Source organism: Streptomyces sp. NPDC104226, from assembly GCF_055584085.1.
Window position 1 is genome coordinate 159,807 of sequence record NZ_JBVJMS010000012.1, and the last position, 15,337, is coordinate 175,143.

A 15,337-nucleotide genomic window follows, 5' to 3' on the forward strand; every position below is an offset into this window, starting at 1 on the left:
CCCTAAGGTGGCGGCCATGACCGGCCGCCGCCTTCCCGTCCCCGTGCCCGGGGTGACCGTCCGCGTGCTCATGCAGACCGGCTGCGGGCCGTACGCGTACATCGCCGCCGACTTCGAGCCGCCCGGCCGGGACGGGCTGACGGAGGTCCTGAACGCCGTGCCGGCGGACCGCCGGCTGCCCGAGGTGTACGCCTCCTGCGTGCGGGCGGGCATCGTGCGCGGCCTCGACGGGGTCGCGGCCTCGGTGCTGCTCACCGACGCCCGGGTCCACGAGGTGGACTCCTCGGAGTACGGCTACCGGCTCGCCGGGCTCGAAGCGGGCCGGGCGGCCCTGGTCGCCTCCGGCCTGCTGCCGCCCGAGGAGGCCGACAGCCTGCGCTGGGCCGACTGGCCGGGGCGCCCGAGGCCCTGGCCGGGCCACAATCCGCGCTCGGAGGCGCTGATCGCTTCGGCGCCGGCCTGGTGCGAGGACTTCCTGCCCCTGTCGGACGGCGGCCGGCCCGCCGTGGTCACACCATCGGTACGGGGCCGGAAGGGCCGGCGGCGGAACCCTGGAGGCCGTACATGAGCAGGGCCGTGAAGGTGGCCACCCACAGCTCGTCCACCGGCTCGGAGCTCACGAGCGCCCGGTGGACCACCGTGCCCGCGATCACGTCGAAGATCAGGTCCGTGGTGGGGGAGGCGAGGGAGTCGTCCTCCTCGTAGGGGAGTTCGCCCCGGGCCTGCGCCCGTTCGCGCCCCAGTACGACGAGACGTTTCTGCCGGTCCACGATCGCCGACCGGATCCGGTCCCTGAGGGCCTCGTCCCGGGTGGACTCGGCGACCACCGCCATGAGGGCGGTACGGGCCTCCGGGCGCCGCAGCAGCGCCGCGAACTGGAGCACCACGTACTCGATGTCGGCTTCGAGCGATCCCCGGTCGGGGAGTTCGAGGGAGTCGAAGAGCTCCGCGACGGCGTCCACGACCAGCTCGCTCTTGCCCGACCAGCGCCGGTACAGGGTGGTCTTCGCGACCCCGGCCCGCGCCGAGACGTCCCCCATCGTCAGCTTCGACCAGCCCAGCTCCACCAGTGCGTCCCGGGTCGCGGCGAGGATCGCGGCGTCCGCCGCGGCGCTGCGCGGGCGTCCGGTGCGGCCGCGCGGGCAGGAGGTGTCCGAGCTGGGGTTGCGCATGGCCGAGACCATACCCGCCGGTAGCAGAACCGATCGGTACCCCGTGCGTGTGCTTCAGATCACGGCCCACGGGAGGGCGGGGGGAGTTACGCTACGACTCGTAGCGTAAGAGCGGCAACCACGCGAAGAGCTACCGGCGCCAGGTGGGGACCCGGCGCCAACAAGCACCACAAGCACCACAGGTACCGCGATCGGTTCGTTTCGGCCGATCTTTTTCGTCGGCGCGCGCACTCGGGGGAGGATGTACGCATGCAGCCCAGAAACATGTCCATGAGCGGCGTCGTCGACCTCGCCGCGGTGAAGGCGGCCGGTGAGGCCAAGGCCAAGGCCGAGCAGGCCCGCGCCGAGGCGGCCCGGAAGGCCGCTCAGGGCGGTGCGCCCGCGCCCGCCGGGGCCGTTCCGCCGTCCGCGCTCGTCTTCGACACCGACGAGACCCGCTTCGAGAGCCACGTCGTACCGCTCTCGGGCGAGGTTCCGGTCATCCTCGACTTCCGCGCCGAGGGCTTCGAGCAGGGGCGGGAGCTGAGCCTGCTGCTGGAGCGGCTCACGATCGAGGCGAACGGCCGCCTCGCGCTGGCAGCGCTCGACGTGGCCGCCAACCAGAACCTGATCCGCGAGTTCCGCATCCAGGCCCTCCCGGCGGTCTTCGCCGTGGTCGCCGGCCAGGCGATGCCGCTGTTCCAGGACCTCCCGTCCGAGGGCGAGGTCCGCGGGGTCCTGGCGCAGCTGGTCCAGATCGCCGAGGAGCGCTTCGGCGTCATCGGCGTCGAGGTGGACCCCGGCGCCGAGGGCGCCGGCGTCGGCGGCGCCGGACAGGTGGCGGCCGAGGAGCCGGCCGGTCCGTACGACGCGCTGCTCGACGAGGCGATCGCGGCGCTGGACGCCGACGACCTCGACGGGGCGGTGCGCGCCTACAAGAGCGTCCTGGCGGCCGATCCGTCCAACAGCGACGCCAAGCTGGGCCTCGCCCAGACCGAACTGTTCGTCCGGGTCAAGGACATGAACCCGCAGGCGGTGCGTGCCGCGGCGGCCGAGAACCCGAAGGACCCGGCGGCGCAGATCGCCGCGGCCGATCTGGATCTGGCCGGCGGTCACGTGGCGGACGCCTTCGGGCGGCTGGTGGACACCGTGAAGGTGACGTTCGGTGACGACCGCGACGCGGTGCGCGTCCGGCTGCTGGAGATGTTCGAAGTGGTCGGCCCGGACAACCCGCTCGTCACCTCCGCCCGTACGGCCCTCGCGCGGGTGCTGTTCTAGCAGCCCCGCAGGACCGGCACGAGACCGGCACATCGCCGGTGATTTGTTGACACGGAGATAAACAGCGGCCGCGCTTTGCCAAATCTTGGCAATCGCGGCCGCTGTTACTCGCAGTAAATCGAACCCCGTGAACTGTCCGGTGTGTTCGCTCTTCCACCGATCTGTCGTGGCCCATGGTGACACCCTGTGTTGCGGCCCGACAGGGGCGGGACGCCCTCAGGTTATCTGGCCGTTACCCGCCAGTAACGAACCCCCTTGTGCCCCGGCCGTGAATGGACCACGATCGGCGACGCCCGGTCCTTCCCGCAGAGCCGCTCACCCGGAGCCGCGGCGAGGGTCCCCACCGGGCCGGCTGGTGGCAGTGGCACCGGCCGTGGGACAGGGGGGTCTCCGTCACGCGACGGGGCCTGTCCCCCCGGTTGCGCGAACGCGTGGCCAAGTGGTTGTCGCTCGGGGGTGAACGCCGGTGTACGGACGCGGCTCGGCCGCGGCTCGGCCGCTCGCGCTCCTTCCCGAGGACGTAGCACTTCTCCCATCCCAGGACGGGCACCGCCCGGACCGGAGATGTACGTCCGAGAAGGAGGAACGAACATGATTTCCCAGATTCGTGGCGGGACCAGATGGAAGCGCTTCGCGCTCGTCATGGTGCCGAGCATCGCCGCCACGGCGGCGGTGGGTGTCGGCCTGGCGCAGGGTGCCCTCGCGGCGTCGTTCAGCGTGTCCGGCCAGGACTTCAAGGTCAGTGCCGACTCGCTCGAAGGCACCGACATGATCCAGTACGGCAGCGTGGCGCAGGGCGCGACGCTGGAGTCGGACAAGAAGTCCTACCACCCGGTGATCATCTCCGGCTTCAAGGAAGCCAAGATCACCAACATGTGCCAGTCGCTGGTGACGAAGACGCCGCTCGGCAACATCACCATGCAGCTGAAGACGGGCCACAAGGGCTCGCCCGCCGTTGCGAAGAACATCTACCTCGACGTCGCCGAGCTCGACGCGGACGCCGTCCTCGGCGACCTCGACATCGGTGTCGCGGCTGGTGACGGCTCGCACGCCACCAAGCCGAAGGAGGGCACCCTCTCGGACGGCGCCCTGTTCTCGCAGCGTGCCAAGACGGCCACGCTGACGAAGGTGCGCCAGAAGGCATGGGCGACGACGGCGGGTACCTTCACCCTGCCCGACCTCAACCTGCGCCTGTACGGCGGCGACAAGCCGTGCTACCAGGACGAGAAGTAGTCCGTCCGGACTCCTGACCGGACGGGCCGGGGGCGACGGCCACCGTCGCCTTCGGCCCGTCCGGGCTCCACATCGTTCTCCGTACCACCCGTTTTCAGGGAGCTGTTGTCCATGAACCCCCAGGCCCCGGTTTACGTGCGCGCCGAAGACGACGCCTGGCTCACGGTGGCGTACTACCACTTCCACGCCTGGAGCGGTCGCCGCCCCTTCTGGGCCGGTCTGGTCACCCTCCTCGGTGGCATTCCGATCGGTTACATCCCGTACGCGGACGTCCGCCTCGGCAACGTCACCTTCGCGATGGCGACGACGGCCGGCGCCGGCTCACTGATCATCGGCGTCCTGCTGTTCACCCTGGGCCTGGCGCTCTGGTTCCAGCAGGGCATCCGGATCTTCGCCGGTGTCGCCGCGATCCTGCTGGCGCTGGTGTCCCTGCCGGTGTCGAACCTCGGTGGCTTCGGTGTCGGGTTCACCCTCGCGCTGGTCGGCGGCGGCCTCGCACTGGCCTGGGTACCGGGCACTCCGGCGGAGCCTGCGCAGGCGCAGGCCGTGGACTTCGGCAAGGGCGCGGGCGGCTCGCTGCCCCAGGAGACGCACGAGGCGTACTCCCAGGGCTTCCCGGGGCAGCGCGAGACGGAAACGACGGCATACGCGAGCGAGACGACTGCCCACGCCGATGGCGGGAGGAACAGTGCGGGGTGACGAGACGCAGCGGGGCGAGGCCCCGGGTGCGGGGTCCCGTGAAAGGAAGGGCCCGCGCCACGCGGCGCCCAGGAAGTCGCTGCTGACCAAGATCCAGATACCCGTCGGCAAGACGATGGCGCTGGCCGCCATGCCGACCGCCGTGTTCGTCGGCATGAGCATGGCGCCGAAGCTGGCCGTGGCCGACGACAAGGAGATCCCCTTCGCGCCCGGACCGTGCGTGACGCGGTCCGACGAGCCCGCGGAGTCGGCGTCCCCATCGGCGAAGACGCCTTCCACGACCCCTTCGAAGAAGCCGCAGGCGACGCCCGCTCCGGGCAGGTCGCCCAGCACGGTGCCTTCGCCGGGCGCGAGCCCGTCGGCCGGCAAGCCCGCGTCGAAGCCCGCCGCGAAGCCCGGCCTCGTGCCGGCTGCGGTGCCCACGGCCAAGGCGGCGAACCCGCTGGACCCGCTCGGCGTCGGCGACGCGATCAAGGGCCTGGTAGACGAGCTCGGCAAGCCCCTCAGGGGCACCCCGGCCGCGCCGGCTCCGACCGCCACCGCAGCCACCGCCGCGCCCGCGGCGGACCCGGCCGCGGCAGCGATCCGCGACGCAGCGAAGACTGCGGGCGCCACCGTCTCGGAGCTCTCCGAGGAGGTCAAGGCCACGGTGACCGCCCCGAAGGACGAGACGGGCAAGACGACCAAGCCGAAGCCCAAGCCGGAGCCGGAAACGGCGACGGAGGGCGAGGACGAGGGCGCGAAGGGTGCGAAGGGCAAGGACGGGAAGGAACCCTTCCCCTGCCCGACCTACGACGCCAAGGCGCTGGCCGCCGCCGAACTGGAGCAGAACATCCCGCTGCTCCCGGACGAGCCCTGGTACCTGGACAGCTCGCTGCTGACCCTCTACGGCCTCGACTACGAGGGCATCGTCGAGGTGAAGACGGCGAGCGGCAAGACCAAGACCGTCCTGAAGTTCACCGCGGACTCGCTGGACATCAAGGACCTCTACCAGACGGTCGGCAAGGGCAAGAACGTCGCCCACCTGAAGTCCCGCCCGGGGTCCACCTCGAAGATCCGCGGGGCCAAGGTGACGATGTACACCGAGAGCCTCAAGGGCAACCTCTTCGGGCTGATCCCGATCGAGTTCACCCCGAAGAGCCCGCCGCCCCTGAACGTCCCCTTCGCGTTCTTCACGAACGTCAAGGTCGTCCAGGCCGGCCAGTTCGGCGGCACCCTGACCGTTCCGGGCCTCCACAACTACATCGGCCCGGAGGAGTAGACGCGTACGGCCTCGCGCGGCCGCACGCACCGAGGGCGGCACCCCGGATCCTCATCGGATCGGGGTGCCGCCCTCGGTCTCTGTGCGGCAGAGTCCTACGCGTGGAGCCGTACGGCGGTGCGAGGTCAGTCGCGGGCGCCGCCGCCCAGGTGGTGGACCCGGACCATGTTGGTCGTGCCCGGGACGCCGGGGGGCGAGCCGGCGGTGATGATCATGGTGTCGCCGTTGTTGTAGCGCTGGAGCTTGAGCATCTCCACGTCCACCAGGTCGACCATGGAGTCGGTGTTGTCCACGTGGGGGACCACGTAGGACTCGACGCCCCAGCTCAGCGTGAGCTGGTTGCGGGTGTTGACGTCGGTGGTGAAGGCCAGGATCGGCTGGTTCGCGCGGTAGCGCGACAGGCGGCGGGCGGTGTCACCGGAGTGGGTGAAGGCGACCAGCGCCTTGCCGTCCAGGAAGTCCGCGATCTCGCAGGCCGCGCGGGCGACGGAGCCGCCCTGGGTGCGGGGCTTCTTGCCCGGGACCAGCGGCTGCAGGCCCTTGGACAGCAGTTCCTCCTCGGCCGCCTCGACGATCTTCGACATCGTCTTGACGGTCTCGATCGGGTAGGCGCCGACCGAGGACTCGGCGGACAGCATGACCGCGTCCGCGCCGTCGAGGATCGCGTTGGCCACGTCGGAGGCCTCCGCGCGCGTCGGGCGCGAGTTGGTGATCATCGACTCCATCATCTGGGTCGCGACGATCACCGGCTTGGCGTTGCGGCGGCACATCTCCACGAGGCGCTTCTGCACCATCGGGACCTTCTCGAGCGGGTACTCGACGGCGAGGTCGCCACGGGCGACCATGACCGCGTCGAAGGCCGCGACGACGCCCTCCATGTTGGCGACGGCCTGGGGCTTCTCGACCTTGGCGATGACGGGGACCCGGCGGCCCTCCTCGTCCATCACCTTGTGGACGTCCTTGACGTCGTTGGCGTCGCGCACGAAGGACAGGGCGACCATGTCGCAGCCCATCCGCAGGGCGAAGCGGAGGTCGTCGACGTCCTTCTCCGACAGGGCGGGGACGTTGACCGCGGCACCCGGCAGGTTGATGCCCTTGTGGTCCGAGATGACACCGCCCTCGATGACGATGGTCTTGACCCGGGGGCCCTCGACCTCGGTCACGCGGAGCTCGACGTTGCCGTCGTTGATCAGGACCTGGTCGCCCTTGGAGACGTCGCCCGGCAGACCCTTGTAGGTCGTGCCGCAGATGGACTTGTCGCCCGGGACGTCCTCGGTGGTGATGGTGAACTCGTCACCGCGGACGAGCTCGACGGGACCCTCGGCGAAGGTCTCCAGGCGGATCTTCGGGCCCTGGAGGTCGGCGAGGACGCCGACCGCGCGCCCGGTGTCCTCGGAGACCTTCCGGACGCGGTCGTACCGCTCCTGGTGTTCTGCCTGGGAGCCGTGGCTGAAGTTGAATCGGGCCACGTTCATGCCGGCCTCCACGAGAGCTTTCAGCTGCTCGTAGGAGTCGACGGCGGGGCCCAGCGTGCAGACGATTTTGGAACGGCGCATGGAGCGGATCCTATCGGTTTGTTTCGTAGCGGAATATTCCGTCTGGCGGAAAGTCCAAAGTGACTAACCGGTAACCAGCGCGTACGTCTGGCTGGCGATCTCCAGTTCCTCGTCCGTCGGGACCACGGCCACGGCCACCCGCGCGTACTCCGCGGAGACCAGGCGCGGCTCGGGGGACCGCACGGAGTTCGCCTCCAGGTCGAGCGCCAGGCCCAGTTCGGCCAGACCGGCCAGGGCCATCTCCCGGATGTCGGAGGAGTTCTCGCCCACGCCCGCGGTGAAGGCCACCGCGTCCACCCGGCCGAGGACCGCCGAGTAGGCGCCGATGTACTTCTTCAGACGGTGGATGTACGAGGCCAGCGCCAGGCGGGCGGAGGCGTCGCCCTCCGCGGCCCGCCGCTGCACCTCGCGCATGTCGTTGTCGCCGCACAGACCCAGCAGACCGCTCTTCTTGTTGAGCAGCGAGTCGATCTCGTCGACGGACATGCCCCCCACCCGTGCCAGGTGGAAGACGACCGCCGGGTCCAGGTCGCCCGAGCGGGTGCCCATGACCAGGCCCTCCAGCGGGGTGAGCCCCATGGAGGTCTCCACGCACGCCCCGCCGTGCACGGCCGAGGCCGAGGCGCCGTTGCCCAGGTGGAGCACGATGACGTTCACGTCCTCCTCGGGCTTGCCGAGGAGCCGGGCCGTGGCCCGCGCGACGTAGGCGTGCGAGGTCCCGTGGAACCCGTACCGCCGGATGGAGTACTTGTCGGCCGTCGCGGTGTCGATCGCGTACCGCGCCACGTGCTCCGGCATGGTCGAGTGGAAGGCCGTGTCGAAGACGGCGACCTGCGGCAGGTCGGGGCGCAGCTCCCGCGCCACCTCGATGCCCGTCACGTTCGCCGGGTTGTGCAGCGGGGCGAGCGGGATCAGCGCGCGGATCTCGGCCAGGACGGCGTCGTCGACCAGCGTCGGGTCGGTGAACTTGGTTCCGCCGTGCACCACGCGGTGGCCCACGGCGGCCAGCTCGGGGGAGTCCAGGCCCAGGCCGTCGGCGGCGAGCTCCGCCGCGACGGCGCGCAGCGCCGCCCCGTGGTCGGCGATCGGACCCTCCGTCACCCGCTTGCCGCCCGCGGCCCCGGGTGCTGCTTCGTCGACCAGTCGCTCGTGACTGAGCCGGGAGGTCTCCTCGCCGATGCGCTCCACCAGACCGACTGCCAGGCGGGAGGAGTCCGCCATGTCGAGCAGCTGGTACTTCACCGACGAGGAGCCGGAGTTGAGGACGAGTACGCGCGATGCGGTCACGATGAGGGTCTTTCCTTTGCGGTCGGGGCTCGGTGGAGGGAGGGCTCGGGCGGTCGAGGGGCTCAGCCGGCCACCGGCTGGGACTGCGCCTGGATCGCGGTGATGGCCACGGTGGTGACGATGTCCTGGACCAGGGCGCCGCGCGAGAGGTCGTTGACCGGCTTGCGCAGACCCTGCAGGACCGGGCCGACCGCCACGGCACCGGCCGAGCGCTGCACGGCCTTGTACGTGTTGTTGCCGGTGTTGAGGTCGGGGAAGATCAGCACCGTCGCGCGGCCGGCCACCTCGGACCCGGGCAGCTTGGTCGCGGCGACCGAGGGCTCCACGGCGGCGTCGTACTGGATCGGCCCCTCGATCAGCAGGTCGGGGCGCTGCTCGCGGACGATCTCGGTGGCCTTGCGGACCTTCTCCACGTCGGCGCCCGAGCCGGAGGTGCCGGTCGAGTACGAGAGCATCGCGATCCGCGGCTCCAGGCCGAAGGCGGCGGCCGTGGCGGCCGACTGGACGGCGATGTCGGCGAGCTGCTCGGCGTTGGGGTCCGGGTTCACGGCGCAGTCGCCGTAGGCCAGGACCTTGTCGGCCAGGCACATGAAGAAGACCGAGGAGACGATGGACGCGTCGGGCTTGGTCTTGATGATCTCGAAGGCCGGCCGGATGGTGGCGGCGGTGGAGTGCACCGAGCCGGAGACCATGCCGTCGGCGAGGCCCTCCTGGACCATCAGGGTGCCGAAGTAGTTGACGTCGGTGACCACGTCGTGGGCCAGCTCGACCGTCATGCCCTTGTGGGCGCGGGCCTTGGCGTAGTACTCGGCGAACCGTTCCCGCAGCGGGGAGGTCGCCGGGTCGATGAGCTGGGCGGCCGAGATGTCGATGCCCAGGTCGGCGGCCTTCTTCAGGATCGCCTGCTCCTCGCCCAGCAGGGTGAGGTCGCAGACCCCGCGGCGCAGCACCACGTCGGCGGCGCGCAGCACGCGCTCCTCGGTGCCCTCGGGGAGGACCACGCGGCGGCGCTCGGCGCGGGCCTGCTCCAGCAGCTGGTTCTCGAACATCATCGGCGTGACCCGCTCGGAGCGGGCCACCGAGAGCACCTCGCGCAGTTCGGCGGTGTCCACGTGGCGTTCGAACAGGCCGAGCGCGGTCTCCAGCTTGCGCGGGGTCGCCGAGTTCAGCCGGCTCTGCAGCGCGAAGAGTTCGGCGGCCGTGGGGAAGCTGTTGCCCGCCACCGAGACCACCGGGGTGCCCGGGGCCAGCTTGGAGGCCAGCGTCAGGATGTCCTTGCTCGGGCGCTCGTTCAGCGTCAGCAGCACGCCGGCGATCGGCGGGGTGCCGGAGGTGTGCGCGGCGAGCGCGCCGACGACCAGGTCGGAGCGGTCCCCGGGGGTGACGACCAGGCAGCCGGGGGTCAGGGCGTTCAGGAAGTTGGGCAGCATGGCCCCGCCGAAGACGAAGTCCAGGGCGTCGCGGGCCAGTCCGGCCTCGTCGCCGAGGAGCACCTCGCCGCCGAGCGCCCGGGTGATCTGGGCGACGGTCGGGGCGGACAGGTGCTTGTCGTCCGGCAGGACGTAGCAGGGCACGGGGAGCCGGGCGGCCAGGCGCTCGGCTATCACCTCGCGGTCCTCGGCGGCGACCCGGTTGACGACCATCGCGCCCACGTGGCAGCCCAGTGCCTCGTAGGCGCGGTAGGCGTTGCGGGCCTCGGCGCGCACGGCCTCGGCGGGGTGCTTGGTGCCGCCCACGACGGGGATGACCAGTGCGCCCAGCTCGTTGGCGAGGCGGGCGTTGAGCGCCAGCTCGTCCGGGAGGTTGGTGTCGGCGTAGTCGGTGCCGAGGACCAGCATGACCTCGTAGTCGCGCGCCACCCTGTGGTAGCGGCCGACGAGCTGGGAGACCAGTTCGTCGGTGCCCTTCTCGGCCAGGATGGCGGAGGCCTCGTGGTACTCCATGCCGTAGGCCGTGGCGGCGTCCTGGTCGATCCGGTACCGGCCCTTGAGGAGGTCGAACAGCCGGTCGGGCCCGTCGTGCAACAGGGGGCGGTACACGCCCACCCGGCCTGTCTGGCGGGTGAGGAGCTCCATGATGCCCAGCTCGACGACCTGGCGGCCGTCCCCCCGCTCGATCCCCGTCACGTACACGCTGCGCGTCACGCGTGCTCTCCGTCCCAATTCGAGTCGGTTGTCCCAGTTAATGTGGGGTTGACCTCTTGACAATACCCCTGTGATTCCTTAGGACGCCCGCCGGGAGAAGGGCCTCCCGGCGGGGGCCGAAAGGCCCTGCGGGCCCCTCCGGGGTGACGTGCCACGGAGCGCGCGCCACCCGGAGCCCGTGGAACAATCGGACAGGCTTCATCAATACGCCCTTCATATGGCACCTCATATGGCACCTCATATGTCGCGTCGACTGGACGCCCGCACGCGGACAGTCACGTACGACCAGGAGCAGGAGACACAGCACGATGCGTATCGGAGTTCTCACCGCAGGCGGCGACTGCCCGGGCCTGAACGCTGTCATCCGGTCGGTCGTACACCGTGCCGTGGTCGGGCACGGGGACGAGGTCATCGGCTTCGAGGACGGCTTCAAGGGCCTCCTCGACGGCAACTTCCGCCCCCTCGACATCAACGCGGTCAGCGGCATCCTCGCCCGCGGCGGCACGATCCTCGGATCGGCCCGCATGGAGCGCGCCCGCCTCCACGAAGCGGCCGAGAACGCCGTCGAGCTGGCGAAGCGCTACGGCATCGACGCCCTGATCCCGATCGGCGGCGAGGGCACCCTGACGGCCGCCCGGATGCTGTCGGACGCCGGCATGCCGGTCGTGGGCGTACCGAAGACCATCGACAACGACATCTCCTCCACCGACCGCACCTTCGGCTTCGACACCGCCGTCATGGTCGCCACGGAAGCCATCGACCGCCTCAAGACCACCGCCGAATCGCACCAGCGCGTCATGGTCGTCGAGGTCATGGGCCGGCACGCGGGCTGGATCGCCCTGGAGTCCGGCATGGCCGGCGGCGCCCACGGCATCTGCCTGCCGGAGCGCCCCTTCGAGGTGGACGCCCTGGTCAAGATGGTGGAGGAACGATTCGCCCGCGGTAAGAAGTTCGCCGTCATCTGCGTGGCCGAAGGCGCGCACCCCGGCGAGGGCTCCATGCCGTACGAGAAGGGCGCGATCGACCAGTACGGCCACGAGCGCTTCGCCGGCATCGGCAACCGCCTCGCCGTCGAGCTGGAGCGGCGCCTGGGCAAGGAAGCCCGCCCGGTCATCCTCGGCCACGTCCAGCGCGGCGGCACCCCCACCGCCTACGACCGCGTCCTCGCGACCCGCTTCGGCTGGCACGCGGTCGAGGGCGTCCACCGCGGTGATTTCGGCAACATGACCGCCCTGCGCGGCACCGACATCGTCATGGCCCCGCTGGCCGAGGCCGTCACCGAGCTGAAGACCGTCCCCGAGGACCGCATGTACGAGGCCGAGTCCGTCTTCTGACGGCCCCGGCCGGGACTTCCGCCCCGAATTCCGCCGCCGAACGGCCCGGTCCGCACCCCCCTCCGGGGTCGCGGAGACCGGCCGCCAGGCCCGGACGGCCCGTCCGCGTCCCCACCGGGACGGGGACGGGCCGCACCTCGTTCGGACCCCTTCCCGCGTTATGATCCGAAGAATCCGCCGTTGGGGGATTGATCGGCCGAGCCGCACCTGGCCGGATCGGGCCGCGAAGTCCAGGCCCCTCACCCGGCTCCCGTGCGCACGATGGAAGGTTCCCGTCTCCCGTGGCGACCCGCCCTGCCCTTTTGACCAGTAGGAACGCCGAGAACCCGCAGGCGGGACAGCCAGGCGGTCCGGCCGCGGCACCGGCCCGGGCCCAGCGCCGGTGGCCCGTGCTCGCCGCGGCCGTGGGCCTCTCCTGGGCGCTGCCCCTGCTCCTCGACGCAGCCGGCCTGGACGTGGTGCTCATCCCCGTCCTGGTCCTGGCGATCGGCTCGCTGATCCGGGTGGGCGGCGGCCTCCTCGACCGCCTCGTCGTCTCCGCCTTCATCCTGTGCGGCGCCGTCATGGCCTTCGGGCTGCTCTTCTCCGTCTGGCCGTGGGGGCTGTCCCCGGTCCCGGGCGGAGGCCTGCTGCTGACCGTCGTGTCCGTCTGCGGCTGGCTGTCCGGCCGGCGCCCGCACATCCCCCTGCGGCTGCGCGGCACGGACGCACTGGTGCTCGGCACCTTCGCGGTCGTCTGGCACTACATGCACCACCCGCTCGCCGGTAAGTCGATCACCGAGCGGCTGGCCTTCTTCGTCACGTCCGAGGACCGGATGGGGCACTTCTCGTACTTCGACGGCATCCACCACGTGGGCGGCTACAACTTCCTGCACCAGGAGGCCGCCAAGACGTTCATGATGACCCCCTCGGAGGCCGTCTACCCGCAGGGCACCCACTTCCTGCTGGCGTGGATCGACGTCCTCGTGAAGTCCTCCACCGACGGCGGCCCCACCGCCGAGATGATGAACCGGTACCTCCTGTACGTCATCGGCGCCTACGCGCTGCTCTGCGCCGTCCTGGTCTGGGCCGCCCGCTGGATCGGCGGCCCGCGACTGCGCGGCTGGCGCGCCGCGGCGGTCTGCGCCACCGTGATGGCGGTCATGTTCATCGGCTCCATGTCGACCCTCGTCGAGCGGGGGTTCGACTCCGAGATCGTCGGCCTGCTGTTCCTCGCCGTCGGACTGGCGCTGCTCGTGCGACCGGCGACGGGCCGGGTCGAGTTCGCCCTCGTCGCCGTGGCCGGCCTGGTGACCGTCACCTTCGTCTACAACCTCTACGGGGCCCTGCTCGGCCTCGGCCTGGCCGCGGTCCTCGTCGTCCACCGGCGGCGCTTCGCCCCCCGGCGCGGGCTGCTCCTCACGGTCCTCGCGGCCGGCACGCTCCTCGCGGGACTGCCCAGCATCTTCTCCGTGCTGACCAAGCTGGACGTCTCCAAGACCTCCAACCTCGCCGGCCCGATGGTGGTCCCCGACCGCCCGGTGCTCATCGGATGCGCCCTGGCGGCCCTGCTGGCCGCCTCCCTGCGGGCGAACCGGCGCACCGCCACCGGACAGATGGTCCTGGTCATGGTCCTCGGCGCGATGGCGATGCTCACCCTCTTCGGCGTCTACCAGACGAAGACCATCGGCTACCTCTCGTACTACTTCGAGAAGCTGGCCGCCGGCGGACTCGTGATCGGCCTGATCTCGCTGGGCCTGGTCGGGCTCCTGCTGACCCCCGGGCAACAGGCCCAGGGCTCCCCCCGGCGACGTCGGGCGGAGCGGCTGCTGCAGTCCGGGCTCGCCGTGGTCACCGCACTCGCGCTGTTCGGCGGCGTGCAGTTCGGGATCCCCTCGGGGTGGACCAGCTTCGCGGAGCGGCTGAACACCACCTCCGCCTTCCACGAGAGCCCGATGATCAAGTGGGCCAAGGGCGGGGGCCGCAGCGACATGGGCCCGCCGGCCAAGGCGCTCGTCGGGCGGGACCTCGAGGACCGGCCGGGCCCGGTGATCGCCCTGTACGCCAACGACTCGTACCTGAACCTGAAGTCCACCTTCCTGGCCGCCCTCCTGAACCACCGGGCGGGCGACATGGTGGCGCTGTACGAGATCTTCTACGTCCAGATGGGCGGCCCGCCCGCCGAGAAGGACAACCAGAAGCGGGAGTTCGCGAGCCTGTACGACACCTCGCTGGTCCACCTGAAGAAGGCGCTCGCCGAGGGCCCCGCCGCACCGACCATCCTGGTCGGCGACCGGACGGTGGCGGACCGGCTGACGAAGGACCTCGCCAAGGCGGGCATCAAGGCGACCGTGGTCCACGCACCGCTTCCGCCGCGCTAGCGGCGGCGGACCGGGGCTGCCGGACGGCGGCTGCCGATCGGCCCCCGGGGCGGGACCTCCGCCCCCACTTCGAACGCCGGAAGGCCCCGATCGCGTCCTCGTCTGGACGCGGTCGGGGCCTTTCCCGTAGGGAGACCGAGGGCGAAATGTGTCCTACGCCGCACCCCCGGCGAGGGACCAGAACCGCTCCACGATGTCCGCGAGGTACTCACGTCCCGCATCGCCGCTGCCGGCCTCGCCCTGGCCGCCGCCCCAGCTCAGGGTCGCCACCATCCGCGACTGGTACTCGCCGTGCAGCTGCTCCAGCACCCGCTCCAGGTGCGTCTTGGGCACCGGAAGCAGCTTGGTCAGCGGCTTCACGTACGCCTGCCAGCGCGTGGTCACCGCGCTGCGCAGCAGCTCGGCCAGCTCCTCGTGCTTGCCGGTCGCCGTCACGAACTGGGCCAGGGTCAGCCCCAGCGCCGTCGCCAGCGCCGCGGACTGCCGCTCGTTGCCCTTCCAGCGGCCGGTGTCCTCCATCTTCTGGTAGGCACCCGCCTCCACGCCGACCCGGCGGGCCAGGTCCTCGGCGGCCAGACCCCGGGCGATGCGGTGCTCCCGCAGGGTGACGGGCTCCGCGAGCAGCTCGCCGGGGGCGCACCAGAGCACGCCGGCCAGCGCGGTGAGCTCGGCGGAGGTGGGCGATATCTCGCCACGCTCCCATGCCATCACGGTTTCGGGGGTGACGAGCATCCCGTACTGGGCCCGCAGACCGTAGGCGACATGACCGGGAGCCATGCCCAGGGCCGCGCGGAGACGACGCGCGGCGGGGGCATTGAAGGGGGGGCTGGAGTGCACATGGCACACCGTAGGAGTGGCCGAGGCGTGGCGACTACAGACCAAACAAACAAGCCCATAACTCGTAGGAAAGTCCTATGCAGTTAAGGGCTTTGGACGGTTTTCCCTGCGACTGTCCGGTAATCGGGGCGGAACGTGATCCACTTTCTAGCGTACGTTTCCGGCCGCCCGCAGCGATAGCCCCGTGCGTGATCCGT

12 protein-coding genes are annotated in these 15,337 nt (G+C 70.9%); 7 read left to right on the forward strand and 5 right to left on the reverse strand.

Translation table 11 applies throughout. The annotated features are described in order from the left end of the window. The first annotated feature begins 16 nt into the window (after window positions 1-16). Entirely contained in the window at window positions 17-568 is a 552-nt protein-coding gene (locus tag ACZ60J_RS32845; RefSeq protein ID WP_469687503.1) for a hypothetical protein, read from the forward strand. Here the strand turns inward: ACZ60J_RS32845 and ACZ60J_RS32850 are convergent. After that, window positions 510-1,172 (reverse strand): TetR/AcrR family transcriptional regulator, encoded by a 663-nt coding sequence (locus tag ACZ60J_RS32850; protein WP_469687505.1) that lies wholly within the window; start codon window positions 1,170-1,172, stop codon window positions 510-512. The genes ACZ60J_RS32845 and ACZ60J_RS32850 overlap by 59 nt on opposite strands. Window positions 1,173-1,421: 249 nt before the next feature. On the opposite strand from ACZ60J_RS32850, the gene ACZ60J_RS32855 reads away from it, so the two are divergent. The 4 genes from ACZ60J_RS32855 (at window position 1,422) to ACZ60J_RS32870 (ending at window position 5,622) form a co-directional block, all read left to right on the forward strand. After that, complete coding sequence (locus tag ACZ60J_RS32855) at window positions 1,422-2,429, forward strand: tetratricopeptide repeat protein (protein WP_469687507.1); 1,008 nt, start codon at window positions 1,422-1,424, stop codon at window positions 2,427-2,429. A 591-nt stretch (window positions 2,430-3,020) separates the two neighbouring features. Further along, a complete protein-coding gene (locus ACZ60J_RS32860; protein WP_469687509.1) occupies window positions 3,021-3,662 on the forward strand; it encodes a DUF6230 family protein in 642 nt (213 codons plus the stop codon). 111 nt (window positions 3,663-3,773) lie between these two features. Beyond that, window positions 3,774-4,361 carry a DUF6114 domain-containing protein gene (locus tag ACZ60J_RS32865; protein WP_469687510.1) on the forward strand — a complete coding sequence of 196 codons (588 nt, stop codon included), beginning with the start codon at window positions 3,774-3,776 and terminating at the stop codon, window positions 4,359-4,361. Continuing rightward, a complete protein-coding gene (locus ACZ60J_RS32870; RefSeq protein WP_469687512.1) occupies window positions 4,351-5,622 on the forward strand; it encodes a hypothetical protein in 1,272 nt (423 codons plus the stop codon). Before ACZ60J_RS32865 ends, ACZ60J_RS32870 begins: the two co-directional genes overlap by 11 nt. A 125-nt stretch (window positions 5,623-5,747) precedes the next feature. Here ACZ60J_RS32870 and pyk read toward each other — a convergent pair whose 3' ends face one another. The 3 genes from pyk to pta form a co-directional block, all read right to left on the reverse strand. After that, entirely contained in the window at window positions 5,748-7,178 is a 1,431-nt protein-coding gene (pyk, locus tag ACZ60J_RS32875) for a pyruvate kinase (RefSeq protein WP_469687514.1), read from the reverse strand. A 63-nt stretch (window positions 7,179-7,241) separates the two neighbouring features. Then, on the reverse strand, window positions 7,242-8,465 hold the full coding sequence (locus ACZ60J_RS32880; protein WP_469687516.1) for an acetate kinase: 1,224 nt from the start codon (window positions 8,463-8,465) through the stop codon (window positions 7,242-7,244). 62 nt (window positions 8,466-8,527) lie between these two features. After that, window positions 8,528-10,609: a phosphate acetyltransferase gene (gene pta / locus ACZ60J_RS32885; protein WP_469687518.1), complete on the reverse strand. Its 2,082-nt coding sequence runs from the start codon at window positions 10,607-10,609 to the stop codon at window positions 8,528-8,530. A 308-nt stretch (window positions 10,610-10,917) separates the two neighbouring features. Between pta and ACZ60J_RS32890 the strand changes: the two genes are divergently transcribed. Beyond that, the gene (locus ACZ60J_RS32890; protein WP_385369109.1) at window positions 10,918-11,943 is read left to right on the forward strand and encodes an ATP-dependent 6-phosphofructokinase; all 1,026 of its coding nucleotides are present in this window, start codon (window positions 10,918-10,920) and stop codon (window positions 11,941-11,943) included. Window positions 11,944-12,245: 302 nt separating this feature from the next. Continuing rightward, a complete protein-coding gene (locus ACZ60J_RS32895) occupies window positions 12,246-14,303 on the forward strand; it encodes a hypothetical protein (RefSeq protein WP_469687519.1) in 2,058 nt (685 codons plus the stop codon). A gap of 153 nt (window positions 14,304-14,456) precedes the next feature. On the opposite strand, the gene ACZ60J_RS32900 is transcribed toward ACZ60J_RS32895, so the two are convergent. After that, on the reverse strand, window positions 14,457-15,080 hold the full coding sequence (locus tag ACZ60J_RS32900) for a helix-turn-helix domain-containing protein (RefSeq protein ID WP_469687674.1): 624 nt from the start codon (window positions 15,078-15,080) through the stop codon (window positions 14,457-14,459). Window positions 15,081-15,337: the final 257 nt, after the last annotated feature.